Origin of the sequence: Dokdonia ponticola (genome assembly GCF_042653865.1) — a bacterium.
GTDB classification, from domain to species: Bacteria; Bacteroidota; Bacteroidia; order Flavobacteriales; family Flavobacteriaceae; genus Dokdonia; species Dokdonia ponticola.
In genome coordinates this window covers 475,359-501,311 of the sequence record NZ_JBHSFV010000001.1, presented here as the reverse complement: position 1 = coordinate 501,311, position 25,953 = coordinate 475,359, and the positions used below count along the sequence as shown (strand labels likewise).

Annotated in this window: 27 protein-coding genes and 1 pseudogene; 10 read left to right on the top strand and 18 right to left on the bottom strand. The window is 34.0% G+C overall.

Annotation, left to right across the window (positions count from 1 at the left end; all coding sequences use genetic code 11):
* The first annotated feature begins 138 nt into the window (after positions 1-138).
* The 4 genes from ACFO3O_RS02330 (at position 139) to ACFO3O_RS02315 (ending at position 3,511) form a co-directional block, all read left to right on the top strand.
* Entirely contained in the window at positions 139-1,092 is a 954-nt protein-coding gene (locus tag ACFO3O_RS02330) for a hypothetical protein (RefSeq protein ID WP_379976924.1), read from the top strand.
* Positions 1,085-2,014, top strand: a complete 930-nt coding sequence (locus tag ACFO3O_RS02325) for a leucine-rich repeat domain-containing protein (RefSeq protein ID WP_379976923.1) — start codon at positions 1,085-1,087, stop codon at positions 2,012-2,014. The genes ACFO3O_RS02330 and ACFO3O_RS02325 overlap by 8 nt, the downstream gene beginning before the upstream one ends.
* 169 nt (positions 2,015-2,183) lie before the next feature.
* Positions 2,184-2,717: an RNA polymerase sigma factor gene (locus ACFO3O_RS02320; protein WP_379976921.1), complete on the top strand. Its 534-nt coding sequence runs from the start codon at positions 2,184-2,186 to the stop codon at positions 2,715-2,717.
* Complete coding sequence (locus ACFO3O_RS02315) at positions 2,714-3,511, top strand: anti-sigma factor (protein ID WP_379976920.1); 798 nt, start codon at positions 2,714-2,716, stop codon at positions 3,509-3,511. Before ACFO3O_RS02320 ends, ACFO3O_RS02315 begins: the two co-directional genes overlap by 4 nt.
* Before the next feature lie 20 nt (positions 3,512-3,531).
* Here ACFO3O_RS02315 and ACFO3O_RS02310 read toward each other — a convergent pair whose 3' ends face one another.
* From ACFO3O_RS02310 to ACFO3O_RS02290, 5 genes and pseudogenes are all read right to left on the bottom strand, one after another.
* Positions 3,532-3,870 (bottom strand): hypothetical protein, encoded by a 339-nt coding sequence (locus tag ACFO3O_RS02310; RefSeq protein ID WP_379976919.1) that lies wholly within the window; start codon positions 3,868-3,870, stop codon positions 3,532-3,534.
* A 199-nt stretch (positions 3,871-4,069) separates the two neighbouring features.
* Positions 4,070-4,216: pseudogene (locus ACFO3O_RS02305) on the bottom strand (reverse transcriptase domain-containing protein); the annotation flags it as partial.
* Between the two features lie 411 nt (positions 4,217-4,627).
* Positions 4,628-5,905 (bottom strand): tetratricopeptide repeat protein, encoded by a 1,278-nt coding sequence (locus ACFO3O_RS02300; RefSeq protein WP_379976918.1) that lies wholly within the window; start codon positions 5,903-5,905, stop codon positions 4,628-4,630.
* A 97-nt stretch (positions 5,906-6,002) separates the two neighbouring features.
* Entirely contained in the window at positions 6,003-6,629 is a 627-nt protein-coding gene (locus ACFO3O_RS02295; protein ID WP_379976916.1) for a hypothetical protein, read from the bottom strand.
* 19 nt (positions 6,630-6,648) lie between these two features.
* Positions 6,649-7,326, bottom strand: a complete 678-nt coding sequence (locus ACFO3O_RS02290) for a DUF4331 family protein (RefSeq protein ID WP_379976915.1) — start codon at positions 7,324-7,326, stop codon at positions 6,649-6,651.
* 177 nt (positions 7,327-7,503) lie between these two features.
* On the opposite strand from ACFO3O_RS02290, the gene ACFO3O_RS02285 reads away from it, so the two are divergent.
* The 3 genes from ACFO3O_RS02285 to ACFO3O_RS02275 are packed head-to-tail and all read left to right on the top strand — an operon-like array spanning position 7,504 to position 11,285.
* Positions 7,504-9,888 carry an O-antigen ligase family protein gene (locus ACFO3O_RS02285; RefSeq protein WP_379976914.1) on the top strand — a complete coding sequence of 795 codons (2,385 nt, stop codon included), beginning with the start codon at positions 7,504-7,506 and terminating at the stop codon, positions 9,886-9,888.
* On the top strand, positions 9,889-10,422 hold the full coding sequence (locus ACFO3O_RS02280) for a hypothetical protein (protein ID WP_379976913.1): 534 nt from the start codon (positions 9,889-9,891) through the stop codon (positions 10,420-10,422).
* 26 nt (positions 10,423-10,448) lie between these two features.
* Positions 10,449-11,285: a zinc-dependent peptidase gene (locus ACFO3O_RS02275; protein WP_379976912.1), complete on the top strand. Its 837-nt coding sequence runs from the start codon at positions 10,449-10,451 to the stop codon at positions 11,283-11,285.
* 76 nt (positions 11,286-11,361) lie between these two features.
* Here ACFO3O_RS02275 and ACFO3O_RS02270 read toward each other — a convergent pair whose 3' ends face one another.
* From ACFO3O_RS02270 to ACFO3O_RS02245, 6 genes are all read right to left on the bottom strand, one after another.
* The gene (locus tag ACFO3O_RS02270; RefSeq protein ID WP_379976911.1) at positions 11,362-12,492 is read right to left on the bottom strand and encodes a T9SS type A sorting domain-containing protein; all 1,131 of its coding nucleotides are present in this window, start codon (positions 12,490-12,492) and stop codon (positions 11,362-11,364) included.
* Between the two features lie 81 nt (positions 12,493-12,573).
* Positions 12,574-13,698: a helix-turn-helix domain-containing protein gene (locus tag ACFO3O_RS02265; protein WP_379976910.1), complete on the bottom strand. Its 1,125-nt coding sequence runs from the start codon at positions 13,696-13,698 to the stop codon at positions 12,574-12,576.
* A gap of 33 nt (positions 13,699-13,731) precedes the next feature.
* Entirely contained in the window at positions 13,732-14,391 is a 660-nt protein-coding gene (gene rpe / locus ACFO3O_RS02260) for a ribulose-phosphate 3-epimerase (protein WP_379976909.1), read from the bottom strand.
* A 239-nt stretch (positions 14,392-14,630) separates the two neighbouring features.
* Positions 14,631-15,041 (bottom strand): BLUF domain-containing protein, encoded by a 411-nt coding sequence (locus tag ACFO3O_RS02255; protein WP_379976908.1) that lies wholly within the window; start codon positions 15,039-15,041, stop codon positions 14,631-14,633.
* Positions 15,042-15,165: 124 nt separating this feature from the next.
* Entirely contained in the window at positions 15,166-16,029 is an 864-nt protein-coding gene (locus tag ACFO3O_RS02250) for a sigma-70 family RNA polymerase sigma factor (protein ID WP_089373128.1), read from the bottom strand.
* A gap of 136 nt (positions 16,030-16,165) precedes the next feature.
* Positions 16,166-17,164 carry a hypothetical protein gene (locus tag ACFO3O_RS02245; RefSeq protein ID WP_379976907.1) on the bottom strand — a complete coding sequence of 333 codons (999 nt, stop codon included), beginning with the start codon at positions 17,162-17,164 and terminating at the stop codon, positions 16,166-16,168.
* Positions 17,165-17,298: 134 nt separating this feature from the next.
* Between ACFO3O_RS02245 and ACFO3O_RS02240 the strand changes: the two genes are divergently transcribed.
* The gene (locus tag ACFO3O_RS02240) at positions 17,299-17,757 is read left to right on the top strand and encodes a hypothetical protein (protein WP_379976906.1); all 459 of its coding nucleotides are present in this window, start codon (positions 17,299-17,301) and stop codon (positions 17,755-17,757) included.
* A gap of 232 nt (positions 17,758-17,989) precedes the next feature.
* On the opposite strand, the gene ACFO3O_RS02235 is transcribed toward ACFO3O_RS02240, so the two are convergent.
* From ACFO3O_RS02235 to ACFO3O_RS02210, 6 genes are all read right to left on the bottom strand, one after another.
* Positions 17,990-19,612 (bottom strand): outer membrane beta-barrel protein, encoded by a 1,623-nt coding sequence (locus ACFO3O_RS02235; protein WP_379976905.1) that lies wholly within the window; start codon positions 19,610-19,612, stop codon positions 17,990-17,992.
* On the bottom strand, positions 19,605-20,210 hold the full coding sequence (locus tag ACFO3O_RS02230; RefSeq protein ID WP_379976904.1) for an RNA polymerase sigma factor: 606 nt from the start codon (positions 20,208-20,210) through the stop codon (positions 19,605-19,607). Before ACFO3O_RS02230 ends, ACFO3O_RS02235 begins: the two co-directional genes overlap by 8 nt.
* A 50-nt stretch (positions 20,211-20,260) precedes the next feature.
* Positions 20,261-21,229: a hypothetical protein gene (locus ACFO3O_RS02225; protein WP_379976903.1), complete on the bottom strand. Its 969-nt coding sequence runs from the start codon at positions 21,227-21,229 to the stop codon at positions 20,261-20,263.
* A gap of 205 nt (positions 21,230-21,434) precedes the next feature.
* A complete protein-coding gene (locus ACFO3O_RS02220; protein WP_379976902.1) occupies positions 21,435-22,145 on the bottom strand; it encodes a hypothetical protein in 711 nt (236 codons plus the stop codon).
* A gap of 6 nt (positions 22,146-22,151) precedes the next feature.
* Positions 22,152-22,694, bottom strand: coding sequence for an RNA polymerase sigma factor (locus tag ACFO3O_RS02215; protein WP_379976901.1), 543 nt, complete (start codon positions 22,692-22,694; stop codon positions 22,152-22,154).
* 125 nt (positions 22,695-22,819) lie between these two features.
* Positions 22,820-23,785 (bottom strand): hypothetical protein, encoded by a 966-nt coding sequence (locus ACFO3O_RS02210; RefSeq protein ID WP_379976900.1) that lies wholly within the window; start codon positions 23,783-23,785, stop codon positions 22,820-22,822.
* A 117-nt stretch (positions 23,786-23,902) separates the two neighbouring features.
* Here ACFO3O_RS02210 and ACFO3O_RS02205 point away from each other — a divergent pair, with 117 nt between their 5' ends.
* Both ACFO3O_RS02205 and ACFO3O_RS02200 read left to right on the top strand, forming a co-directional pair.
* The gene (locus tag ACFO3O_RS02205; RefSeq protein ID WP_379976899.1) at positions 23,903-24,502 is read left to right on the top strand and encodes a CDP-alcohol phosphatidyltransferase family protein; all 600 of its coding nucleotides are present in this window, start codon (positions 23,903-23,905) and stop codon (positions 24,500-24,502) included.
* Positions 24,503-24,568: 66 nt separating this feature from the next.
* Positions 24,569-25,234, top strand: coding sequence for a hypothetical protein (locus ACFO3O_RS02200; RefSeq protein WP_379976898.1), 666 nt, complete (start codon positions 24,569-24,571; stop codon positions 25,232-25,234).
* Positions 25,235-25,311: 77 nt separating this feature from the next.
* Here the strand turns inward: ACFO3O_RS02200 and ACFO3O_RS02195 are convergent, their stop codons facing one another.
* Positions 25,312-25,857 (bottom strand): hypothetical protein, encoded by a 546-nt coding sequence (locus tag ACFO3O_RS02195; RefSeq protein WP_379976897.1) that lies wholly within the window; start codon positions 25,855-25,857, stop codon positions 25,312-25,314.
* Positions 25,858-25,953: the final 96 nt, after the last annotated feature.

Here is a 25,953-nt window from a genome sequence, read left to right as displayed (position 1 = left end):
AAAAGTAATATACAATCTCTAAATCTTTATTAAAGTTCGATTAGTGCTCTTAGCATCGGATACAGTACACTTGATAGGTTTTGCAATAATATTAATAGTATCTTGTTAGTGTTATTAATATATCATATCCGTATAAAATTGACTGTCCAGCACTATCTTCTTCTTTCTTTTTTTCTATTGTGCCAAACGCTTTATAGTCAGCAGTTACAGGCTGATGGAGGGATGCAGCTCAAGGCTGAAATTACATTAGGTAATCAGAACCAATGGCTTAAGATAGGTGTTTTTGGTTTTGGCGTTGTCAACTATGGCGATGCTTCTATAGAGAGTGGAGTCTCTTTTGCTACGTATCAGTTTTTCAAAAGGCACACTAAAAAAAGATCTGGCCTTGCCTATTCTTATGAGTTTTTTGCATTGGCAGGGATTGGTAAAAACACCAACCTTTTGGGGTCTGCAGTTTCAGAAATGAACTCATCTATTATTTTTGATCCTTTTGAAAAAGGAGGATTTAATGGATTAGGGTTTGGTTTTGGGAAAGATTATCTACCCGGTGATTTAAAGAGTTATGGTATCCGAAGAGGGCAGTTTATCATGCGCTTTAGTAATGCAGATCATAGTATGCATGCGGTGTTTTCAAACGACTTTAAATTTGGCACTATTTTTAATGGGCAGCGCACAGATTACGCTACTACAGGATCTCTTACCTTAGGGGTTACTCAAATACAAAGTGTTCATAGAGTATACCAAGGGGGAATAGGATTAGCATTGTTTACCCCTCAAGCCGATTATTCTAGATCGCCCAGAAATAAAATGAATTCTGATGATGGTCGAAAAAATGTATGGTTTACGTTACCTCCTTTTAAAGACCTTTTTTATGCAAACGTATATGCATTTGGGACATATCAGGATGAGCATTATGAGCTCCATTCTAAAATAGGACTCAATAGCCAATGGATAGGTGCTTATGTTCAAAATACATTACACGATGGCTTTGGTCTAAACCCAAGATATCCGTGGAATGTAGAAGAAAAAGACACACTATTTTTTGAAATTACAGGAAGTGCTATTTATAATCCAGAAAACACAGATGATTAGAACAATCGCCATTACAGCCATTAGCTGTCTACTCTTCTTTAGTTGTAGTACGTATGCTACTTTTTACGGAGAGACAGTGCGATCACTGGATGTTAACTCAACTACAAGACGCTTGGATGTGAGCTACCAATACCTAACGGAGTTTCCTATAGTGTATGAAAAGTTAGAAAACATACGCATGATCAATCTTTCAGGAAACACACAACTTGACATTTCTACAATCTTAAAGTCTCTACCACATCCAGAAAAATTAGAAGTACTAGTTTTAGATAGTCTTCAACTTAAAACAATACCCAAAGAAGTAGACGGCTTTAAAAATTTAAAACAATTGTCTTTAGCCTATAACCCTTCCCTTGATCTAGAAAAAACAATTCGTAGTATTGAAGAACTACCTTTGGAGTTTTTAAATTTAAAAGGAAATCAACTCACACAATTACCAGAAACCATTACGCATTTAAAAACACTAAAAGATCTCAACCTATCATACAATACATTACATGATGCAGATAGTTATGTATACTTAAGTAAGATGCCTGATTTATACTCTTTATGGTTAGACCATAATAGATTAGATGCACTTCCCGAAACTATAGGAACCCTATCTCAGATACGATACCTTTATATAGATCATAATGAACTGTCTTCTTTACCCAATCTTTCTAGAATGAAAAACACGTGGGTAATTCATGCAGGGTATAATCGTTTTACAGTACTGCCGGAACAATTAATGAGCATGCCAGGGTTGTTTTTGGTGCATCTTAATAATAATGCTATTTCGATAATTCCTAGAGTATTTGGGAAAGAAGAGTATTCAATGATGGCATTGATATTAGATCATAATCCACTTCCAGATAAAGAACGTATATGGGCAGAAAAAACCTTTAAAAAGTTCTTTTTATTGTCATTTAAACAATCGTATTAAAAAATGACAGCTTTTTATTGGTACCACCAAAGGGTTTAATACCCAAAGCCTTTCCTCAAAATTAAAATTCACTTTCTTATCAATGCTTTTTGGGCTTACCCCAAGGTAGTTTACTTTCTATTCTTTTTTTTAAAAGGAAAATAGTACTTTAGACAACTCTAAATACTATATGCAACCAGATCAACTTATAGCAAAATTTCAACAAAAGGACGAGCGTGCTTTTGAAGAAATCTATGGGCGTTATAGTGAGAATATTTTAGGAGTTATTTATAGTGTACTGCATGACCAAGAGTTATCTGAAGAGGTGTTACAGGACGTATTTATAAAAGCGTGGAATAATGCAAGTTCTTATAACCCTAAGAAAGGTCGATTTTTTACATGGTTGCTTAACATAGCGCGTAATGCGGCGATTGATAAAACGCGTTCTAAAGCATTTAAAAATAGTAAACAAAACCAGAATGCTGCTTTTTTCGTAGATATCCTTGAAGATAAAAACGATTTCTCTTCTAAGGTAGATGCTATTGGAATAAAGAAGTATATAGAAGCCTTAGAACCTATTTGTAAAAAGGTGATTCATTTGCTTTTTTTTAAAGGTTATACTCAAAAAGAAACTGCAGAAGAGCTAGATATTCCATTAGGAACCGTAAAAACAAGAAATAGAATTTGCATCAATAAATTAAGAGAAGTATTAGGAGTAGGATGATAGATATTCAATCATATATCGATTCGGGGGTTTTAGAACTCTATGTCTACGGAACACTTTCCGAGGCAGAGAGTATTGAGGTGTCTCGTTTGGTTGCATTACATCCTGAACTTAAAGCTGAGGTAGAAAAGATTGAAGCCGCTTTGCAACAATTAACGAGTGCTGCCGCTCCCTATACACCTTCCGATTTTGAAACGATACGGGCTAACATTCAATCAAAAGAGGGAGATGGGGTGATTCCGCTTTCGCGAAAGCGTATACCACTAGCTGCCTATTTAGGATGGGCTGCCGCTGTGTTATTATTGGTCGCTATGGGTTATCAATACACAGAAAATAAAAAACTAGAAGATAAAATAACGACGATAGAACGCGAGCAAATCCTTCTTGAAGGAAAAACACGTGTAGCCGAAGAAGATTTACAAAAGACAAAAACCTTACTCGATGTATTGCGTAATAAAGATGTTATTTCGGTGCCTCTAGGAGCGCAGTCCATTGCTCCAGAAGCCTATGCATCTATTTATTGGGATAAAGAAACCCAAAAAGCCTATGTAGATGTACGTGGCCTACCCAAACCTCCAGAAGGCAAAGTATATCAGCTATGGTCACTAACGTTAGATCCGCTGACTCCCACAAGCATGGCAGTTCTTGATCAATATAATACCGAAGGCACCCAACTTTTTGAAGTAGAAAACCCAAATGCCTCTCAAGCTTTTGGAATCACCCTAGAACCTGAAGGTGGTAGCGCTTCTCCTACCTTAGAGCAGCTCTATGTCCTTGGGGTGGTGGAGCCTTGATAGGTGTTTTGTATTAGCAATTAATTTTGTGTAGTGTTAGAGATATTTTTTTTACTTCGTTTTGTAATTAATAGTTCAATACAAGTTGGTATACCAGATTTTTGTCTTTGCTTGTCTGATAGGCAATCAGGGCTTTCATTTTTATTTCTATATTTATTAGGAATTTTACCTTTTGATGATGGTGTGAATTTCCATTCAAACTTTCTTAATGCTAGAAAAAGCTGTCTATTAATATAGCAATCAACTTCTTTAGAATATCTTTCCACTTCTGTGTAATAAAATGCAGAAACCCAGCCATCAAATACATTGAAAACTTTTTTAGAAGAGTAAGTACATTGTATTCTATATTGCCATTGCAAATGACACGGATTTTATCTTTTAACCGCTCTACGTTTTCTATTGAAGGATAAAATGATTTTCCATCAAAAGTGATTGATAAAAAATCAAAAGTTGTTTTAGATAAGTCAATAATTTTGTTTTGTCACTATCTTCCAAAGGATGAATTTCTAAATCAAGTTTTGTTAAAATATCTAAACTGTCATTATAAGCATTTTTACATTAAGTGTCACTTTTACACATAATAACAAAGTCGTCAGCATATCTAACGAGTAAGTGTCCTTTGCTTTTTAAATAAATGTCGAAAGGTGATAAATATATATTAGATAGTAGTGGTGAGAATGGGTTTCCTTGAGAAATACGGGTCTGTAAATTAAACTCTGTCTGTTATTTCAATTCCTTTGGGGCTAGCCCTAAAGGAATTGGTGTTTAATATCAAGTGGATCCTCTCCCCAAATTTAATATAAAGTTGTTGAATAGTTAGACTCCAATTGTGCAAAGGGCTAGTCCATTTCTTTTCAATAAACTTGTTTTATGGGGGTTATATGTCAATATTTATGCTAATGTTGAATACCTGACATAGTTTCATTTAAAGTTATATGAAGTACTTTTAAAAATAATGCTAATATAAAATTATCAGTATACTGGAGGTTGATAGAAATATATAGTTGATTTAAAAATATTAAAAAAACGCCCTATCCAACCATCAAGAATAGGGCGTTCAACTAAACAAACCAAAAAACAAACTCCGCCCGTTAAGGCTTTTTCTTTTTCATAGTATTATAAGTTTTTAATAGCATTTGTAGTCACTGGACCTAGTTCATAACTAGCATCTAATAGTTCTTTTTTTAATGATTTTACACGATCATCGAGTCCGTTGGCTTTATAAATTTGAGCGAGGTGGTATTGTGCAAGCGGTTCGTGGGTTTTGTCTGCAACATAGCTTTCAGCAATCGTTAAGGCTTTTTTATAATCTCCTTTTTGTTGGTAGACGTAGGCAAGCAAATCATACGATTGTGGTGTGGGCCTATTAGCGACTTCTTTTTGCGCAATTTCTAATGCTTGATCATATTGTTCTTTTTGGCTCAATAGGATTTCTGCGGTGTGCGCGTTGTACATCGCCCCATAGTCAGGATGTTGAATAGCTTCAAAATAGGCATCAATATTTTGTTGTTGTGCAGTAAGATCATTTTGATATTCGGCAATTTCGGCTTTGAGTAAAAAATAATCTGGACTTTGATGTTGTTTTTGGATCGCTTCTAGGATGCGTAATGCTTCCGTTGGATTTTTTTCATGCGAATAAGTGATCCAGGCGATCCCTTTTTTCGCGTAAGCGTTACCAGGATCAACAGCGAGTGATTTTAAATAATGCTCGTAAGAATCTTTGATACGTCCCGCATGCCCATAATAATCGGCAAGATTGGTATAGGTCCACACTTTTAAATCCTGATTATTACTGTATTCTGCAATATTTTTGGCACGTTCCATATTGTGAATGGTTGCGTCAAGATCTCCTATGTAATCTTTCCATTTAGCCAGACGGATGAGGTAATTGAAATCAGAAAAATCAGTGAGTTTTTTTAAATACTTTTGGGCGTTGTCATAATTTCCCAATTCCATAGCAACATCAAATTGCATGAGCTGTGTGGCTCTTTTGTTGGGGTGAGATTTTTCAGCTTTCGCTAAAGCAAATAAAGCCTCCTTAAATCTGTGTTGGGAGATTAGGTTTTTTGCCAAGGCTCTTAGATATACATCTTTACCGATGTGTGCATTATCTACTGCTTTTTGTAAAGCGATTTCGGCTTTCTTTAAAGACTCAATAGTCCCTGTGGTTTCAAATAACGTGGTGTACTCTTGGGCACTTTTTCCTAAAGCAATGATTTGAATACTATCTTGTTGAATTCGTGTATTCCAAAACTGGAGATGTTGCGTGCTTAAGTCTTTGCTAGAAGTATCTTGATGTTGTAAATAGGTATTGTATTCTTGTGGATCTGTAATTTGTTTTTCTTGACACGCAAATAGAAAACAAATACAAGTGATGCATAGGAATGATTTCATTTTGAGTTGTTTTTTGAGGTTGTTTGTTTTGATATTCCTTGGTTTGTGATGTTTAAAAGGGGTTTTCTAGATAAGAAAACCCCTTTTAAAAGGCTACTTAATTGTGCGGTGCTTCTAGATATGGAAATGAACTAGAAGGCGTTTCGCCAGCAGCACTCACTCCATCGGTCACTAGAATAGGGAGGTCAGGAGTCCCATCACCATCTAGGTCTTGTCCGTTAAAACGATCTCCATTCTGTCCTCCAAAAAATAGGATGAGAGAGATGTCTATGACATCATCTGTAAGCGTACGACCTGTTAATATGTTGGTTCCGTCAAAATAAGAGGTAGGGTTATTAGGCGCTACTTGTAATACATCTGATGCCAAGATTGTGGTAAGTGTAGGGGCATCTAGCCCTAGAATATTAGTTTCGTATTCGACACCAAATGCTGCATGTAAATCCACTGCTCGCTGTAAGAATGTAGGCTGGAAAGCAGCTCCTTGCTCTGAAGGGATAGTGACATTAAATGCATTTTCTGTGGTACTATCTGGACTTAATACGGTATTAATGCCTGGACGTCCCATTTGATCTTCTTGGACGAATGTTCCTGAAAAATCAACGGGTAATGGCATCATACCTCCGTCATCATCTGTTGAGATTACGGCGTCATCATCGTTTCCGCAGCTCATGAATCCAATCATGGCAAGGAATATAAATAAGGTTTTAAAATTATTGAGTTTCATACTATGTTTTTTTGAGGGTTTATTGTTTTCTTTTTGCTTCTACCCAAGTGTTGAATACTTCAACCCCTGTTCCTGCTGGATGAGGAAAGGTTCCTCCTAAGATATTGTTTGGGACTTCGATGACAATAGAAAGAACGTTTGTTCCATCAAAATCATCATTTCCAGGATTGTTAAATCCATTTGGGGCCATACCACCAATGACAGCATTAAATTGATTAAAATCAAAAAAGAACGGGTCTTCTCGCAAGCCAGCAAAGTAAGAAATACCATTTGCTGTGGCAGTTGTTGCCGTGGCCCCTGTAGAAATGTCAACCTGTCCCGTAAATGCGGTATCTACATCAATCGTACTGTTAAGTCCTGTGGCACCTGGTGCATACGGACCAAAAAAGTACATGATACCATCTCTTGGAATAGCTTGAATGATTAAGTCTTCTACAAGATCTCCATTGGTGTCAATGTTGATCTCTACGAGAACATTTTCATCAAACTGTGCGGTGCTTCCAGGAGGAAGAAGTCCTTGTACGTTGGCTACAAAAACAGTGTTGTCTTGTGTAGCGCCTTCAAAGGCATAAAAATCAGTAATGTCTGCAGTGGTTCCTGCAACATCTGGTGCGTCAATGTGATCTGCTGCAACGAGCGCAAATGTAAGCGCTAGTACCATACAACCACCTAAGGCTAATAAACTTGTTTTTTTCATAATAGTTGTTTGAAAATTGTTTTACGGCGAGACTTACGAAGATGTGTAAAGGGCGGTTTTATAAAGAGTGTTAAAATTTTCTTAACAAAAAAGTTGCACTATGATTCTTACTTGTATTTTAAGTTTCTTTTTTAAAAGAAAAGACCTAATTTAGTTCGCTATCAAAAACATATTATTGTGGGGAAAAGTCAACCAGCATTAGATCTGCTCATTCCAAAGGCACTTGTACTATTATATCTCATTATAGGCGTTGTGCCAAGATTTGAGGCTGTAGATCCTATAGGATCACAATGGTTTTATTTTTCTATTGTCAACCTAATAAGTCTTTTTTATATCTATGCTAATAGAGATCAACTTGCTGTTTTTAGTAAACAGCGTCAGGTGTATTTATTCTTTGGAAGTTATGTTTTTTTCTTTCTTGCTGGGATTATATCCATTTTTGGAGCCTTTAATATTTCTGAGGGGGTAAAGGATTTGGCAAGAATAGCCACCACACTCATTGCTGCTATGAACCTTTTTTTAATTATAAAAATAGCTCCAAAGCTTTTGTTTGAGTACATCGTTAAAGTGAGTCATATTCTGATTATTTATATTTCTATTCAGGTTATTTGGGTTTTTATAGATAGTGATGCCCCTAGAAATGCAACATTATTAAGAGAAACAGCATTGAGTACTTTTGGTACTCAGAATGCAACAGCGGCGACATTAGCCATTCAAATCCCCTTTTTATTGTGGGGTCTCATAAAGCATATTGGCAGATGGAAAATAGTTAGTATTGTTAGTTTAGTAGTAGGTACTTCTGCATTACTCTTTATAGGGGCAAGAACTGCTGTTTTGGGAGCTATCATTTACGGGGTTATTTTTCTAGGATATACCATTGTAGATAGTGCTCGAAAAAAAACAATTATTGCTTCTTTTAAAAAGGTAGTACTGCCTTTTTTGGGAATACTCATAGTGTCTTATTTTTTTGCTACAAATATTAACAGGATTGAAGCGTCAAAAGCAAATACATTTAATCAGCTACTGTTTGCACCATCATCAAATTCTGATATAAAAAAGAATAAATCCTCTGAGGATAAAAAAGGATTAGTGAGTTATGGTAGTGGTCGTGGTATATATTATGAAATGGCTTTTGACGATTTTACATCTCATCCTATTTTTGGACTAGGGTTAGGAAATTGGAAACTCTCCAATAAGGATAAGTTTTTTGCTAATTTTAAGATCGATAAATTCATATATCCATTACGAGTTCATAATGATTTTTTACAGGTACTTGCAGAAGTTGGGATTGTAGGTTTTATCACTTATTTTTTGATGTTTGTAGTTCTTATATTTTCTATTTTAAAATTATTCTTCACACAACAGGATCATGAAGATAGATGGATTTATGCTGTTATTGCATTGTCGTTATTAGCGTATGGTTTTGATGCTTTGATTAACTTTCCCTTAGAGAGAACTCCTATTCAAGGACATTTTGTGGTGCTTGCTTCTTTAATTTTAGTTTTCTTTCACACTACATACAGAAAGAAAGACGCTAAGAGAGTATTAGTAAAGACGCCAATACTTATTCTAATTGGGATTTTTGCTTTGAGCGCTTCTGTTATTTCTTATATGAAATATAGGTCTTATGTGACACAAAATTATGTGCTTGCAGATACATCAGGTAAAAATCTGATGAAAGATAAGTACGTCATGTCCTATGACAAAATCGTAAAAGATCTTTCAGGCTTTTTTAATATAGCTGGAGTAGGAAGACCAAATGAGCATGTAAAAGGAATGTATGCTATGAGTGAAGGTAGACTAGATAAAGCTTTATATCACCTAGATAAGTCTATTGAGCAAGCACCGAACCATTATGAGTCAAAAATGCTAAAAGGAATTATTTACGGACAACGTAAGATTAATAATGATAGTGCTATTTTTTATGCTAAGCAAGGCTTTGAGAAGTATCCTGCCATAAAAAACAACTATATCATTTTATTAAATGCTTACAGAGCTAAAGGAGATACAATTAATTATTTTAAAACAATTGATACTTTTTTAGAGCGTAACCCAGATGATATTAGCCAATGGCAATTAAAAAGTGAACGTGTTTTAGAGTTTTATAAAGATACAGACGCTGCTATAGCTGTTATAAATGAGGCACTAGAAAAGAATCCTGATAACGAAAAGTTAATCAATCATAAAGAGCGATTTACCGTAAAACATAGTGCCACAGATATAAAAGAATGGTATGCAAAAGCATTTGAATATATAGGACAAAAAAAATATAGTGAAGCTAAAGTAGAGTTTTTAAAAATTTTAAAGGTGACCCCGTCCAATAATCCAACGTTATTGAACCTTGGGATTATAGAAATAAAATTAAAGCAGTATGAAGCCAGTGTAGAGCATCTCAGTATAGTCATAGATTCTGGAAAATATAAAGATGGACGTGCAGAATATAATAGAGGTCTCGCCTATGAAAGGCTGGGCGAAAAGAGTAAAGCGGCAAAAGATTATAGAAGAAGTAAGGAATTGGGGTATAAACTAGCGTTAAAACTAAGTGACAGTAAATTTGAATAAATGCAAAAAATTTTAGGAATAGGATCTCGAATAGATCATCCAGCCCACGGAGCTGGAGTAGTAACAAACGTAACTTCAGATTTGTATTGGGTTACGTTTATTAAGAATGGTTTAGAAACCATTACGATAGACGATACATTTGATGTTATTGAAGCGGTAGAAGACGAAGTAGACACTGTAAGTTTATATGAAGTAGAAAAAAGCTTAAAAAGCTTACTCAAGCGCTACAGCGATATTTCTGAAATTGTCCCCATGGCTGATAAATGGAAAGGAGGAACCATGACGTTAAGTCCTAAAGACACCAATCTTAGTTCTAAAGACATTCCCATTGATACATTTTTCCATAAAATAGTGATGGTTCGTGATCGTGTGCGTGTGATGGAACAAAAAATAAATTCTAGTAAAACCTTAGAAGATCAAGACAAAATAGATTTGCAACAATACATCACTAGAATATACGGTAGCCTCACAACATTTAACGTACTCTTTAAAAATGCGAGCCAAAACTTTAAAGGGGATAGCTCAAAGAAATAGAAAACGTTTTTTAACGTTGTGATACTATGCTATTAATTCAAGGATATGTCTACGAGTATGATTGGGTAATTCCTTACGTATTAGGAGCCCTAGGGTTATGGGTTTTGTATATCCTTTTCAGAATCTTTGAAAACTGGTATGCTAATACATATGATCGCTTACTTTATAGAGATTTATTTATTTTTAGAACGCTTTCGCGAAAGCAAAAAGAAATCTTAACCAAAGAGTTTCACTTTTACTCCTTACTGACCTCTAAAGAGAAAAAACGTTTTGAACATAGAGTTGCCAGCTTTATAAAAGACAAAGATTTTGTAGGGCGTGATGATCTAGCAGTGACCGACCAGATGATCATCTTAATTGCAGCGGTAGGATGTATGCTCACTTTTGGACGTAAGAATTATAAGTACGCACTTGTTGACTATATTTTGATCTATCCAAAAGCATTTTACAGTAATACCAATGCCGACTATCATAAAGGAGAGTTTAATCCAAGAGAGAAAGCGCTTGTGCTGTCATGGGAAGATTTTCTGATAGGATATCGTATTACAGATGATAATCTCAACCTAGGAATACATGAATTTATGCATGCGCTACAGCTAGATGCAAAACGAAGTAACGATATTGATGGATTGCGTTTTGAGCGTCAATTTCAAAAAATACTTCGAAGACTTACTGATCAAGAGCTTAAAGATAAACTAGATGAAGTTAAGTATTTTAGAGCCTATGCTTTTACAAATCAATTTGAGTTTATGGCGGTACTAGCTGAGTATTTTATAGAATCTCCCAATGATTTCAAACAGCATTTTCCTCAATTATATGAGCACCAAAAATGTCTTCTTAATTTTAATTTTGCAGGGTACTGAGTCATATATTGATCTTAAAAAATAAAAGAGGCTACCTATACAATCGACAACCTCTTTTACCAAATAGGGGGGTATGTTACTTTTTTACAATTACCTTATGTGTTTGTTGTGATCCATCTGAGGTATGAATCTTAATAAAATAGACCCCTTCTGCATAGGTGTGAGCGTTCCATGTCTGTGGTAGTTCTTTATATTGCATGCGATCTATCTGTTGTCCTAAAACATTGTGTATTGTAATGGTACCTGTTTTAGAAACATCAGAGGCGCTTATCGTAAACGTCGTTCCCGTAGTTGGGCTGATGGTAATATCTTGTTTTGAAAAACTTTCTATCGCTAGGGTTATTTCTCTGCGTACAATAGCATTAGGAGTAAGTAAATTTCCTGCGCCACTCTCTATAAAGGTTTCAATGAATGTACCATCATTAGCATATCTATTTATGGAGCTGTTATTCCCATCCCCAATGAGTATATCCCCTTCAGGAAAAAAAGCAACACCTTCTGCAAAACTAATTCCATCAATAAAAATACCTAGAAAATTGCCTTCACTATCAAACCTCTTTACAGCGCCACCATTGTAATCTATGACAATTAAATCACCATTATCTTCAAACCAAATATTTGTAGGCCCTACTAAATTAGAATTGATAAAAGTTTCTACAAACTCACCATTTGTGTCAAATTTTTCTACAGAATCTCCTGTAAAAGATGAAACATATAAGTTGCCCTCACTATCCCAATCTATTCCAATACTTTGTGGTATACCTATTTCTGTAAATTCGTCTACAAAGGTGCCGTCTAACTCATACCTAAGAACAGTGCCATTTCCTTGCCATTGTAGTACATACAATAAATTTCCAGGTCCTATTTTCATACGAGTGGGACCTCCTATTTCTGAGGCAAAGTTTTCTATAAACTCACCTGTTGTTGCGTTGTGTTTTGTGATTAAACCACTGTTAAGACTAGAGATAAGAACAGCAGTTTCATCTTCAAGAAATACTATATCTTGAGGCCAGGCAATATGACCATCATCATCATCTATAAACACCTCTGGATTTTCTCCATTTTGATCAAATTTTAGGATTTGCCAAGGTGGGTTATTAAAGTTTCCGGCATCGCTTACATATATAGCAACTTCAGATTCTTGAGCTGTCGTAATTCCTATAAAGATAAAAAGGAATAGTGCATAAAGTAAATTTGTAATTTTCATAATGTCAGAGTTTTAAGTTTATAAAAACTAATGTCTGACTTATTTGATCAAGAGTTGTCCAGAATTATAAACCTTATCCCATTACGACAAAGTTTTACTTTTAAAAGCAGCTTGATATTCAAGAGGTGTACATTTGTGTTTGTTTTTAAAGACTTTATAAAAAGTAGTTCTACTATTGAATCCCAAACTATAATACATAGTATAGATAGCGATATCTTCATTGTTTTGAAGGAGTATCTCGGCTTCCTTTAAACGATATTCATTGATAAATTGATTAAAGTTTTTATGTGCCTTCTCATTGATTAGTTGTGATACGATATGAATAGTTAACCCTATTTCTGTGGCAACATCTACAAGGCGAAGCTCATTGTTTAAATAAGGTTTTGAAGTTTCTATATATTGTATAAGGGTGTTATAAAATTCGTCTTTGGTTTGTGAACTTAAATCATTACTCTCCTTTTTTGAGGCCTGAAATAAGCTCGCAAATAATTCGCCATTAAATATTCTAGGCTCCATATAGACAATATAGCCTATACCATACACACCAATAGCCATTGTAAAACTTATTGCATAGTCCCAAGAGGGATTAAAGAATGAAAACTTCACTAATACGTAATAACTTATATAAGCTATGACAAAGAGAAAAAATAAAAAGAGCAAAAAGCGAATCCATCGAGTACGCATTTGTATAGCCGCATTTTCTTTTTTTGGGGTATGAATCTTTATAAAATCGACACAAGCGATGATATATGTAATGAGTATACCGATAGCCACCCAAGGAGATTTTAAAGACCAATACAACGTAAATAAAACTTCCTTGTTGACGTTTTCATATTCTGTATGTCCTTTTGTTTTTATGAAATAAAGAACAGAGAGTATTGCAAAAATAATAGGGATTATAAAATGAATGAAGTTGACTTTGTATTCTTTTACATAAAACTTAAGAATGTAAACGTAAAAAAGAGGTCCGAAAAGGAAATACCAAGTCGTGTCAAAAAAATATACATAAGGATATTTTGCTCTATAATTAGTCCATATAAGAACATACTGTACAAGAACTAAAGAAAATCCTAAAATAATAAGGGCAATGGGCCAATTGTTTTTTCGACCATTTTTATCCGTAAAAAGAAGTACTGAAAGGAAGGAACCTATAGCACTTACAATGAGAAATAAAGAAGTCCAAGTATTAAACGACGCTTCAGGCATAACATAAAGTATACCTGTAATATACTCAATAAATTAATTTACAAGCGATTTAAGGTCTTTTACTGTGGTAATAGGATTACTAGATTTAAAAACATAACTTCCCGCTACAAGCACATCTGCACCAGCATCTACCAATTTTTTTGCATTTTTATTAGTGACCCCTCCATCTATTTCGATAAGTGTTGATGCGTTTTTACGCGTAATCATTTCTTTAAGTGCACTTACTTTTGCATAGGTATTTTCTATAAAACTCTGTCCGCCAAAACCAGGGTTTACACTCATGATACAGACCATGTCTATGTCTTGAATGACATCTTCCAATAACTGCACGTTGGTATGAGGATTGAGGGCTACACCAGCTTTCATGCCAGCGCTCTTTATAGCTTGTAAGGTTCGATGCAAATGGGTACATGCTTCATAATGTACCGTGAGGATATCACTACCAAGATCTGCAAATGTTTGAATGTATCTGTCTGGATCTACAATCATAAGATGTACATCAATCGTTTTTGTAGCATGTTTTACAATATCTCGTAAAACTGGCATTCCAAAAGAGATATTCGGAACAAATACTCCATCCATGATGTCAATATGAAACCAGTCTGCATCACTATGATTAATCATTTCTACATCCCGTTGTAGATTGGCAAAATCTGCTGCAAGTATCGAAGGGGCTATTAATTTTTCAGACATGAATAGGAGTTTAAATTTCTTGCAAAACTACATCTTTTTTAAGAATTTTATGTGTGAAACGCTGTTTTAAAGCGTTACGAAGCAACAAATTTAAAATAGCTAGTTGAACTACTCCCAATTTTCAGGAGGATCTGGGTTCGTTCTATATTTAGATTGAGATCGAATACCTGTAGGGTAGTTGAGAAAAAATTAAAAAAATAGGTGCGTTGAATGCTTCAAGGACTTGCCTCAATACTTTATTACTTGGCACTTAAAAAAGAATTCACAGTTTTAGAAAGTGCTTCCATCTCAGAAGAATCTAAATACTTTAGTAAATTGAGATAAGACCGTAAGCTTCCTATTTGATTATCTTCCATGATGGATGTAAAACCCGCTTTGTATCCAGTAAAATACAAATCATTAATTTCTTTTTCAAAAAGTGTAATGATGTTCTTATGTCTCGTGTCTTTTTTGATTTTTGAATAGAAGAGCTCTTTTATTTTTAACTCATCCCCTTCAAAATACTGAAGGAAGTTTCCAGAATTGTGTAATAAGACGCCACTTACGTTTTCAGCTATATTTTTTGTCGCACAAAACACGAACAGCTCCCTTAGTTCATGTGAATCTAAAGGACTGCGCAATGTACTTACATAACATATGCCGTATAACATAATTTTGGTCTAGGGTGTTAGTTATAAGTAAGATACAAAAAAATCCTCGGTAATCAGCCGAGGATTCATTCATCAATCAAAAAACGAACAGTTATGATAAACTGTTGTTACTGTTATTAGGGATTTATCCTAAATATGTTTTTAATATTTTACTACGAGATGTATGTTTAAGTCTACGTATTGCTTTTTCTTTAATTTGACGAACACGCTCACGAGTAAGATCAAATGTTTCTCCTATTTCTTCAAGTGTCATAGGATGTTGATCTCCTAATCCAAAATATAAACGGATCACATCTGCTTCACGAGGTGTTAATGTCTCCAGTGCACGCTCAATTTCTGTGCGTAATGACTCATGAAGTAATTCACGGTCAGGATTTGGAGATTCGCCAGAACGTAATACATCATATAGGTTTGAATCTTCCCCTTCTACAAGAGGCGCATCCATACTTACGTGACGCCCAGAGTTTTTCATAGACTCTTTTACGTCATTAATTGTCATATCTAGCTCTTTTGCAATTTCTTCGGCGCTTGGTGGGCGCTCATGAGCTTGCTCAAGAAAAGCGTATGTTTTATTAATTTTATTAATAGAGCCAATCTTGTTAAGTGGTAAACGTACGATACGAGATTGTTCTGCGAGTGCTTGTAGGATAGATTGACGAATCCACCATACAGCATACGATATAAATTTGAATCCACGGGTTTCATCAAAACGTTGCGCTGCTTTGATAAGACCTAGGTTTCCTTCATTAATTAAATCTGGTAATGTAAGTCCTTGATTTTGGTATTGCTTTGCCACAGAGACCACAAAACGTAAGTTTGCTTTGGTTAACTTCTCTAAAGCACGTTGATCTCCTGCTTTAATACGTTGTGCTAATTCCACCTCTTCATCAGCGGTAATTAGGTCAACTTTTCCAATTTCTTGTAGGTATTTATCTAGGGATGCAGTTTCACGATTGGTGACCTGCTTGGTAATTTTGAGTTGTCTCATGTAAAAATCAACTTTAGTTTGAGTGTTGTACTTGTTATACGCAAGAAAGTCGCAAAATGTTACAAAAACTTTATTTTTATTTTACTTTTTTTTGAAATAGGGTAGTATACGCTTTCGCGAAAGCGTACTCATAGTGCTAAAATATAGCGCTGTTGTTATCTATATGAATTCTATCTACTATTGATTTTATTTTTTGATGCATCTTATTGAAAAACATACTTCTATCTTTTTCTCCAGCGTTGACAAGTAGTTTTGAATTTAGCCTTTGTTTCTGGAAAAAGAGTCCCATTTCTTCACAGGTTTGTTGATGCTGAATTTTAAAATAAGTCAATACCGTGAAGGGAGTGAAAAATACTTTTTGGTGATTTGTTTTAACCATGATTGTATTACTCATCGTTAATAAATCACTTTTATATAGTTTATAAGAAGCATTATTTTTTGAATGTATGATGGTTTGCTTAATGGTTTGTTGCTCCACATGGTTTACAATATTGGATAAATCTTCACAAATACGTATCGCCGAGTCTTTGCTCAATAACCCCGTTTCAAAATAATAAAGGATTTGTTGTAACGTACCATTAATCGTATTGTCATTCCAAAATTCAGTGATGGAGATATAATTATAGGTTTCTCCTAAAGCAAAGGCACTTTCTAGTAGCGAATTTGGAATTTGTTTTATAAAATCTTCAAAAGTTGTTTTTGCCATACTCCCATCTTCGTTTAAAAATTTGAGCCATACGTATATTTTGTAACGGGTTAAAAAAGAATCAGTGAGGGTGTAAAACAACGGGATGTCTTTTGCCGAATAGGTGATGGAAGCACTTTTTAGTTTTGTAAGCGGTTCTAGGTTTTGTAAAGAGGCTTTAAAGTAATTTTCTAGCCCTGAAACATCTACAATTTTAGGTGACTTTTCAGCAATAAGTGTACTCTGCGATCCTACTTCAAAGAGTTTATTGAGGGAAATCTTAAAGTGTTTTGCTAAAATAACGGTCTCTTCGAGTGATAAATGTGTTTTGTTATTTACTCTTCTATAGGCTGCATCATAATTTATGTTCAAAATATCTCCTATAACAGTTATGAGTGATTGGTCTCCTGGAAGGTGTTTTTTAAGATGTTGAATAAATAATTCTTGCATATTTTAAAAGTATAATACTTAATTGACACATCATTTGTAAAAAATGCAAAATTTAAGATATTAAATTAGTAATAAATAAAAAAAGTATTTAATCATATACATCTAATTTAGAGTGTGTAATTAAAAAAAGTATTATGATGAAATTAAAATTTTTAATGGTCTTGGGTTTATTTTTTACTTGTTTTACATATGCTCAAGAAGGTGTTATAAAAATCACGAATAATAAAAATAAGAAAGAAATTATTATCAAAGAAAATAAGAGAATACGATTAAAAACAATAAAAGGGGAAAAAATATCTGGTCGTTTTAAGATTGTAGATGCAAATACTATTCTTATTAGAGGCAAGGAAATTAAACTTCCTGAAATTATAAAAATAAAAAAGCATCCATTATTGGTATCTATACTCACAAATATAGGCTTAGTGTATTTGGCTTCAGGATTTACACTGTTAACATACTTTATAACAAGCTCATCTGAAATTGCAGTCATTCTAGGATTATCAGGAACTATTTACGGTGTTTTTAAAACGCCAAATATTCTCAAAGGATATGCAGTAGATAAATGGACCATTGAGCTAATAGAAAATTACTGATACAAACTACATGGTTTAACCCGCATTATGCATTAGAAAATCTATCACAACTTGAGTAAGCTTCAAAATATACCGTTACTCTACATTTTTAAGTTTTACCATAGCGATGCTATGCTAAAACTCAGAAAATGCCATATTTTATTGCTTCTTTAAGCATCATTGCGAAGTTCTAATGCATAATGCGGGTTTAAAATAAAGAGAACCAAGAGATATGTTTTTTGCATCCATCATATTAAAACTTATAGGACACACCAAACTGTAGTCCAAAATAATAAGGTCTGAAATTTCCAATATTATCAGAGTAGGGGTTGAGTTGGTATTTAAATGCTGGTTCTAAGTCAAATCTCCAATTTTTTGAAAAATTATAGTAGGTACCAAGCCCTAAATTAAAAGCTAAGCTTAGGTCTTTTAGGCTAGTTTCTCTACCTATAAAGATGCTTTGACCATTATCTGCTGTTGCAAAAACTCTGTTGTTGGTAAGAACAAACAAGCTAAGACCTGTATTAAAACTCATAGAAACACGCTTGTTCAAAAAACGATATTGATAATCTACAGGAACCTCAACATATGATATATTTTGTTCTATACTTACCACATCGTTAGCATTAAAAAAGGCAAGTGCTGTAGGGCTGGTTTCAATACCACCACCTGACTGGTTTAAATTTTGAGGGTTAATTCCTGAGAGTTGGAAAATATTGACATTATTATTTGTAATCAATACCTGAAAATCATCTGTCCTGTATTGTAGAGGAGCAACACCGATTCCAAAGCGAATACTAGATTTTTCAGATAATTTATAGTCAGCACGGATTCCATAACCTATCGTGCTCACAGCATCTCTTGGATTGTCCACGAGTCTATTGTCTATAGACGAACCTTTAGAAAGCGAACCATAGCTTAATAAACTAGTATAGGGAGATATGGCAAATTTGTAATTTACAGATTCTTTGCGATCATTTTCTCGTTCTTCTTGAGTTTTAGGAAGTTTAACGGCTTTTGCTACTTCAGTTTTTTCTTCAGTATGAGGAGTAACGGCCAAGGCCACTTTTTTGGAAGCCTCTATGGATTGTATAGAGTCTTGCCATTTCTGTAAATCTATTTTGTTTGCTTCCTTTTGTGTTGCGATGGCGGTGGCTAATTCTTCTTTTATTTTTGCTTCGTAGGCAGTTTTGGCTTCAAGCTCCTTCTGATCTCTTATTTTTTGAGAAGCACTTACCATTGTATTCAAAATACTTCTGGTAGATACCGCTTTTTTCTCGTAATAAGATGTAGAAGATGTTGTTGTTTGATTCTCTGAAGAATCGCTATTTGCTGTATTGTACGAGTCTTTTGTGCTTTCAAAAGTATTCGAAACAGTAGCTAGGGATTGTGATTTTTTTGATTTTTGATTTTCAGAAGACAAGGAATCATCAGTAGTAGTTGATACTAAAGAATTATTTGTCGTAGTGGTTTCAGAATCGTTTGTGTTTGAGAGATCATTGGGATTTTTGTTAGCAGTTGTTTCTGAAGTCGTATGGTCTATAGTGTTTGTATCTACTGTATTTGTTATTTTTTCTTTTTGGTAGGAAGAATGGATATCTGTTTCATCTTGAGTTACAGTATCTGCATTGGTAACTAAAGGTTGTTCTTTCCCATTTATAGAATCTGATAGATCCCACGGAGCCCAATATAATAGACCTGTTAACATTGCTATGATAAGAAAGCCTCCAAAATATAGCCATAATGGTGCTATTCTTCGATCATTTTTTTGATCTAGTCCTGAGGCAATAGTGTCCCATAAGTCTGCACTAGGTGCTTGTTCAAAATCTTTGAACTTCTCATTGAAAACTTTACCTATATCTTTTCTATTACCCATTTACAATTGAGTTTTTTTGGGTGGTTCTATATATTGATGTGATCTTTTCTTTTAAAATTATCTTGGCTCTATGCAAATTTGATTTTGAAGTTCCAATGCTAATTCCTAAAATTTCACTTATTTCTACATGTGTATGATTATCTAGCTCATAAAGGTTAAATACCAATCTATATCTACTAGGAAGTTCCTGAATAAGTGCTAGCATTTGTTGCAGACTTACAGGAGTTTCATCCATATCTATTGTTGTGTCTTCTTTTAAATGTTGGTCTGTTATAGATTCTATAAATGGTTCTTTCTTGTAACGATCTATAGCCCTATTTATAGTAATGCGTTTCATCCATCCTTCAAAAGACCCTTTTCCATTATAGGTCTTTATGCTTTGTAATATTTTTATAAATGAATCCTGCAAATTGTCTTCTGCTTCTGCACGATTCTTACAATATTTTAGACAAAGCGCAAAAAGTGTGTCCTTATACTTGTTGTATAAGATTTGCTGTGATTTGCGATCACCTTTTTTGCATTTATCTATGAGTTGGACAAGCTCCAATACGTTGGTTTGTTTTAGAATAGACTTAATAATAATAAAGGGTTGCGTCATAATCAAAAAAAAACCTGATATTTTTTAATATCAGGTTTTTTTTGAGTGATTTACTGTTTAGTAAATTGGTATGTTGTTATTGCTGGTGGCCCACAGTCGTTTTGTACATCATTTAAAAAGGTGACAAAAAATACGGTATCGTCGTTTGCATCATAATTTGCAGGGGCATCCGTAGGTCCAAAGAAGTCAGCACCTGAACTACAAGCACAGTTACTTTCTTGTATAGGGATAATAATCTCCCCACACACAAATAATAATTTAAAGTCATTAGGAGTAGTACAGTAATCAGGATAGTTAGGCGTAAAGAAAACACGCTCTGTATCTGTATCACCTACTGAAACTTCAACAACAGAACCATCTGCAAATGTAGGTCCATCTACATAGGGTGTAATCTCTTCTATTAAATAATTTCCAACAAAAGAATTGGTGTCTAGATTACATACAACAGGTGTGATGTATTGGAATGGAGAATTAAAGAAACCAGCGGTAATAATACCTCCAGCATTATCTGAAGAAAAAGTACGTCCATCAGTAAGGTTTAATGCAAATCTAGTCGTAAATGTGTCTCCTCCAAAGAGTGCGTCTGGTGTAAGATTTACAGCACTAACTAATTCTGAACCATCAAGTGTAAATTCAAGCCTTGGCAAACCAAATGGTCCAGCTGTAAATAAACTAGCTGGAATATTGCCTAGAAAAACTTCTTCTGTTACCGCCATACTCGTATCTCCTGTATCTGGAGATCCATCTGAAAATGTAGTATAAACATCTACGCTTTCTAGTAAAGCTCCTTCATTTTCATCTTGTTCTTCAATTATAATGGATAATCTTGCTTCGCCAGAAATAATAGTTTGTCCATTCTCTATAGCTATAGGGATTGAATTTTCTACGATCTCTACAGTTCTTAATACCGCTCCAGTTTCTACATTATCTTGAACAACATTAGTTACTTTGTCATCACTGTCACAAGAAAATAAGATACAGCCTGCAAATGCAGTAAAAAGTAATTTTCTAAAATTCATACTCATTGTTTTTTGATTAATTAGTTTTTTTTAAAAATTTAGATTGTTTTAAAATTAAAGATAACCCTTTTATTGTTACCTCCTTTTACTAGTAGACTAATTAACTTACTAATGGTTGCGTTTAAAAGTAATTAAAATCAATCTTCTGGATAAAAATTCACTTTAATTGATTAAATTTTAGATTCTTATATGTTTTATGAGAATGCTAATGGTTAGTTTTTAAAGAATCCTGTTTTTTTTGATTCACCTTAACAATGGAGTCGATTACCTTTTTATTGGTACTAGTTATTTCCTTCCCATTTTTACTGTTGTAATAATAATACACTTTTTGACTTGTTTGTGTGACAGGGACATCATTTCTATTAACAATGGTATCAACAGCTTTTTCTTTTTTAGTTGCTGATGGTGAATTTAAGAAAGAAGTATTGTCATTATTAACCACTGTTTCAGTCTGAGCTTTTGTTTGATTAGTAGTCTGATTGTTTTTTAAGTTCGCGTTAAAATCTCTAGAAATAGTGGTTGTTTTACTTTTTTCAGATGTTTCTAGATGTGAGGCGCTACTTGTCTCTAGGTTGTTTACATCTTTATTTTCGCTTTCTATACCTGTAGGAGTTTCTATTACATTATTACTTTTTTCAGTACTTGCTGTCTTTTGACTATCAGATTTTGAATACATTTCTTTTTGAGATGCAGTGGTGCTTTCTGTATCCATATATACATAATTAAAGATGAATAATGCCCCTAGTAAAATAAGTAAGCCCACTGATCCTACTTTATAATAAAAAGCCATCCTTCTCTTTTTTCTACGCTCTTCTAATGAGTGTTGTATTTGCTCCCAAGTCGATTCTTTAGAAGCTTTTTGTGCTGATTGAAGTTTTGTTTTAATTAAACTTCCTATATCTTCTTCTGGTTTCATAGGTTTTTAATTCAATATTTTGGTGCTAGAAAATGCTAGTATTTTTTCTTTTAAAATTTGTTTGGCACGATGAAAATTTGATTTTGATGTACCTTCAGAAATCGATAACATGTTCGCTATTTCTTTATGAGAGTAGTCATCCAGTTGATACAGGTTAAACACAAGCCTATATCGCTCAGGTAATTCCTGTATCGCCTTAAAAATTTCATCTATGGGTATGTCTATATGTTCTTTGTCTATTGTTATCTCTCCTGTGTCACTTTCTATTTGATAGGGTAAATCTGTCGTTTTTTTCTCCCTAAATTTATCCACTGCTTTGTGAATAGCAATGCGTTTTATCCATCCTTCAAAAGATCCTTTGTTTTTATATTTATGGATTGTTTCAAAAATCACAATAAAAACATCGTGTACATTGTCCTCAGCCTCAGCTTTATTATTACAGTATTTTAGCGATGTCATATAAATGAGATCCTTGTACTTCAAAAATAATAACTTCTGGGCTGCTAGATCATTTTTTTTGCACCTAGCAATGAGTTCTGTTTTCTCCAATGATTTGTTATTCCGTTTATAGCTATTAAACTTACCTTAATAGTCTGTCAAAATATAAAAGGTTGCGTCAGGATGGTATTAAATGTAGCTAATTTTGCTTTCGCGAAAGCGTATACAACACTTTTCTACTCAAAATCCAGTGCCTCAGAGGCACTTATCAAGTGTTCTAACGCTTGAATTTTCTTGTGAATCTTATTGAAAAAAGTATTCCGCTCCTTTTCTCCAGCAGTGTTTAATAGCTTAGAATGTTGTAATTGTTTATCCAAATACATTTTTGCATGATCACAGGTAATTCGGTCTGAGGTGCGATAGTATGACAATAGTGTAAAAGGAATGTATAATGACTGCTGATCGTCTACTTGTGCATAAATATTATTATTCATTATTAATAATTCATTGTAATAAAACAAATAGGTAGGATCTGTCACAACGCGTTGTCCAATTTTATGAATGGTTTCTTTGAGGCTTGCTGTAATCATCAAAGCTTCTTTTTCAGTAAGATGTCCTGCTTTAAAATAAAAATGAATCTGTTTTAAAGTACCATTAATCGTAGTAAGATCCCATATTTCGGTAATGGGTAAATCTTCATACAAATCTCCCAAACGTTTAGCAATTTGTTGAATATCAAGACTAGGCGTAAAGTGACTATAACTTACAGAGTGGAATGTGGGGTCTAGTAATTTAAGCCAAACGTAGATTTTAAAGCGCATCATTATATCACTTTTTAAATCATAAAAAATAGGAATATCCTTGGCAGAATAGATGAGCTTACACTTCTTTTTACCTAATAAGGGAGTAAGATTTTTGTATGAACTTTCAAAATAGGCCTTTAATCCTTCTTCATCATGAATAGGAGCCGTTTTCTCTACCGAAACCCAATTACTTTGTTTGCTCACAAATAGCTTGTCTAAAGAGAGTTTAAAATGTTTAGCGAGTATTACACTCTCAGAGAGGGAAAGTTTACTCTTCAAGCTTGTTCTTCTATGAGCTGCGTCATAACTAATGTCTAAAGCAGTAGCAATGGCTTCAATTAGAGAGGTCTCTGACGGGACTACCGCTCTAATTTCCTTTAAAAAAAGATTTTGTTCCATAGGGCTAAAATACGATTTTTGTGATTATCGCAAAAAATAATGCCATTTCTTGTGTTTTGAATTTATAAAAATGTGAATAGTGCAATAATTTTGAATCATATTAAAATAAACACGATTATGAAACATATTCCATTTGCACTTATTATTTTTAGATGTATAGCAGCTCCTGTTATTTTGTTTGCTGCTTACTTTTACAGAGAATTAGCACTTTCTTCTATTTTGGTTCTTATGTACCTTGGATTGATTTCTGATGTATTAGATGGGATTATTGCAAGAAAGTATCAGGTGGCTACAGCTACACTGCGAAGATTAGATAGTCAGGCAGATATGCTGTTTTGGCTATTTATAGGTATCTCAACCTGGTTGATCTATCCGGATCTTATACAAGATCATATGATCGAAGTCCGTATTCTTTTGGGACTAGAAGCTTTCTGTTATGTTTTGAGTTTAGTAAAATTTAAAAGAGAATCAGCTTCACATGCATTTATTTCAAAATTATGGGGGCTTACACTTCTAGCGGTATTTACATCGATGCTTGGATTTCACTATGCAGGTATTGTGTTTTATGTATCCCTTATCGTAGGATATGTTGCACACTTGGATAGGCTTCTTATCACTTTGTTATTACCACAATGGACGCATGACGTTCCAAGCGCATACCACGCCTATCTTATACGTAAAGGGATCACTTTTAAAAGAAATCCGCTTTTAAATTAATGATTTCTTTTGTGAATACTTCATGTGCTTCTTATCACAAAAAAATAAATTTTAAACCACAACTTTATGAAAACATATTTAATTATACTACTAAGCTTATGTGCTTACATGAGCATAGCACAATCTGACTCAACAGTCACCAAAACATTGACTCTTGACTATTGGGATAATGATCGGCATTTGCGCCAACCCAAATTTGAAATAGGAGGTGGGTTTTACATACCCCAAGGAACGCTATCTAGGTACATCAAACCTTCTCCTTTTATAGACGTAGAGATTTATATCCCTACCTTAAGAAATAAATCCATTACAGCAGTTTTTCAATTTGTAATTCCCACGCAAGGTGATCCATTTGTATTAGAGAATCCTGATGTGATGGATCAGTTTGAAGAGGTGCGTAGTAATTTTATTGTCAATACTTTTTTGAGGTTTAGTCAGAACTTAGCCTCCATAGATAGTGCAAATAAGCTTGAATTAGGATTGGGTGTTGGTATTTCTACCATGATTGTCCAAACCCCTTTTAGTTTCTTTAATAATGATGATCAAAATGCAGGTAGAGGATTGGTTTCTTTTTTAGTAGCACCAGGTTTACACTGGAAGTGGAAGCCTACAGAAAATACAGATCTTACTATTGGAGTAGATCTTCAATATTCTCCTTACAGACTTAAGGGTGCTTTAGAACAAGATATAGGTGGGCTTGCCTATACCCCAAAAATCCTATATCGATTTTAAAAAATTAAACACAAATAAACTCCGAGAGTTTTATTTAAAACTTTCGGAGTTTATTTTTGGTGTTGGGAGATCAAAGTCTACTCTACTCTTGTTAGCATATTAAAATTACTAATAAGCCCTCCATTGTTTCCTGTATTATTCGTAGAAAATACACGGCCATCTGTTAAGGTGAGTTCAAAGCGAGTAAGAAATTCATCACTAGGCGCAATACCGTCAAGGGTATTATTTGTAAGATCTAGAAAATCTTGTGTTGTAATCACAAGATTATGAACTGGAAATTCATTTTCCCCATTAGAAAAGTCAGTTTCTTCAACAGTTCTTAAAAGGAGCTCACCAAATATAGCGTTACTACTATCTCCAACATTTTCTGATCTGTCAAAATAACTGACATAGACGTCTAACTTATCCAATAAAGCTCCATTTTCGGAGTCTCTGTATTCTAAATTGACATCTATACCTCCTTCTAAGTTGTCGTCAAATATAACATTGCTTGTTAAGTTTGCTATAGAAATAATAGCACCATTATCAAAATTGTCAGGAAGTACATTTGAGTCCTCATCAGAACTACAACTCCATAAAGTGATGGTTGCAAGGGCGAAAAATAGTATTTTTTTAATTTTCATAAGTACATGTTTTTTTTATTGATGAAGGCAAATTACTAAAGAATTATAGAGTGTAAAAAAAAAGGCGTGGTAACTATTATCGGGAATTACTTTAGA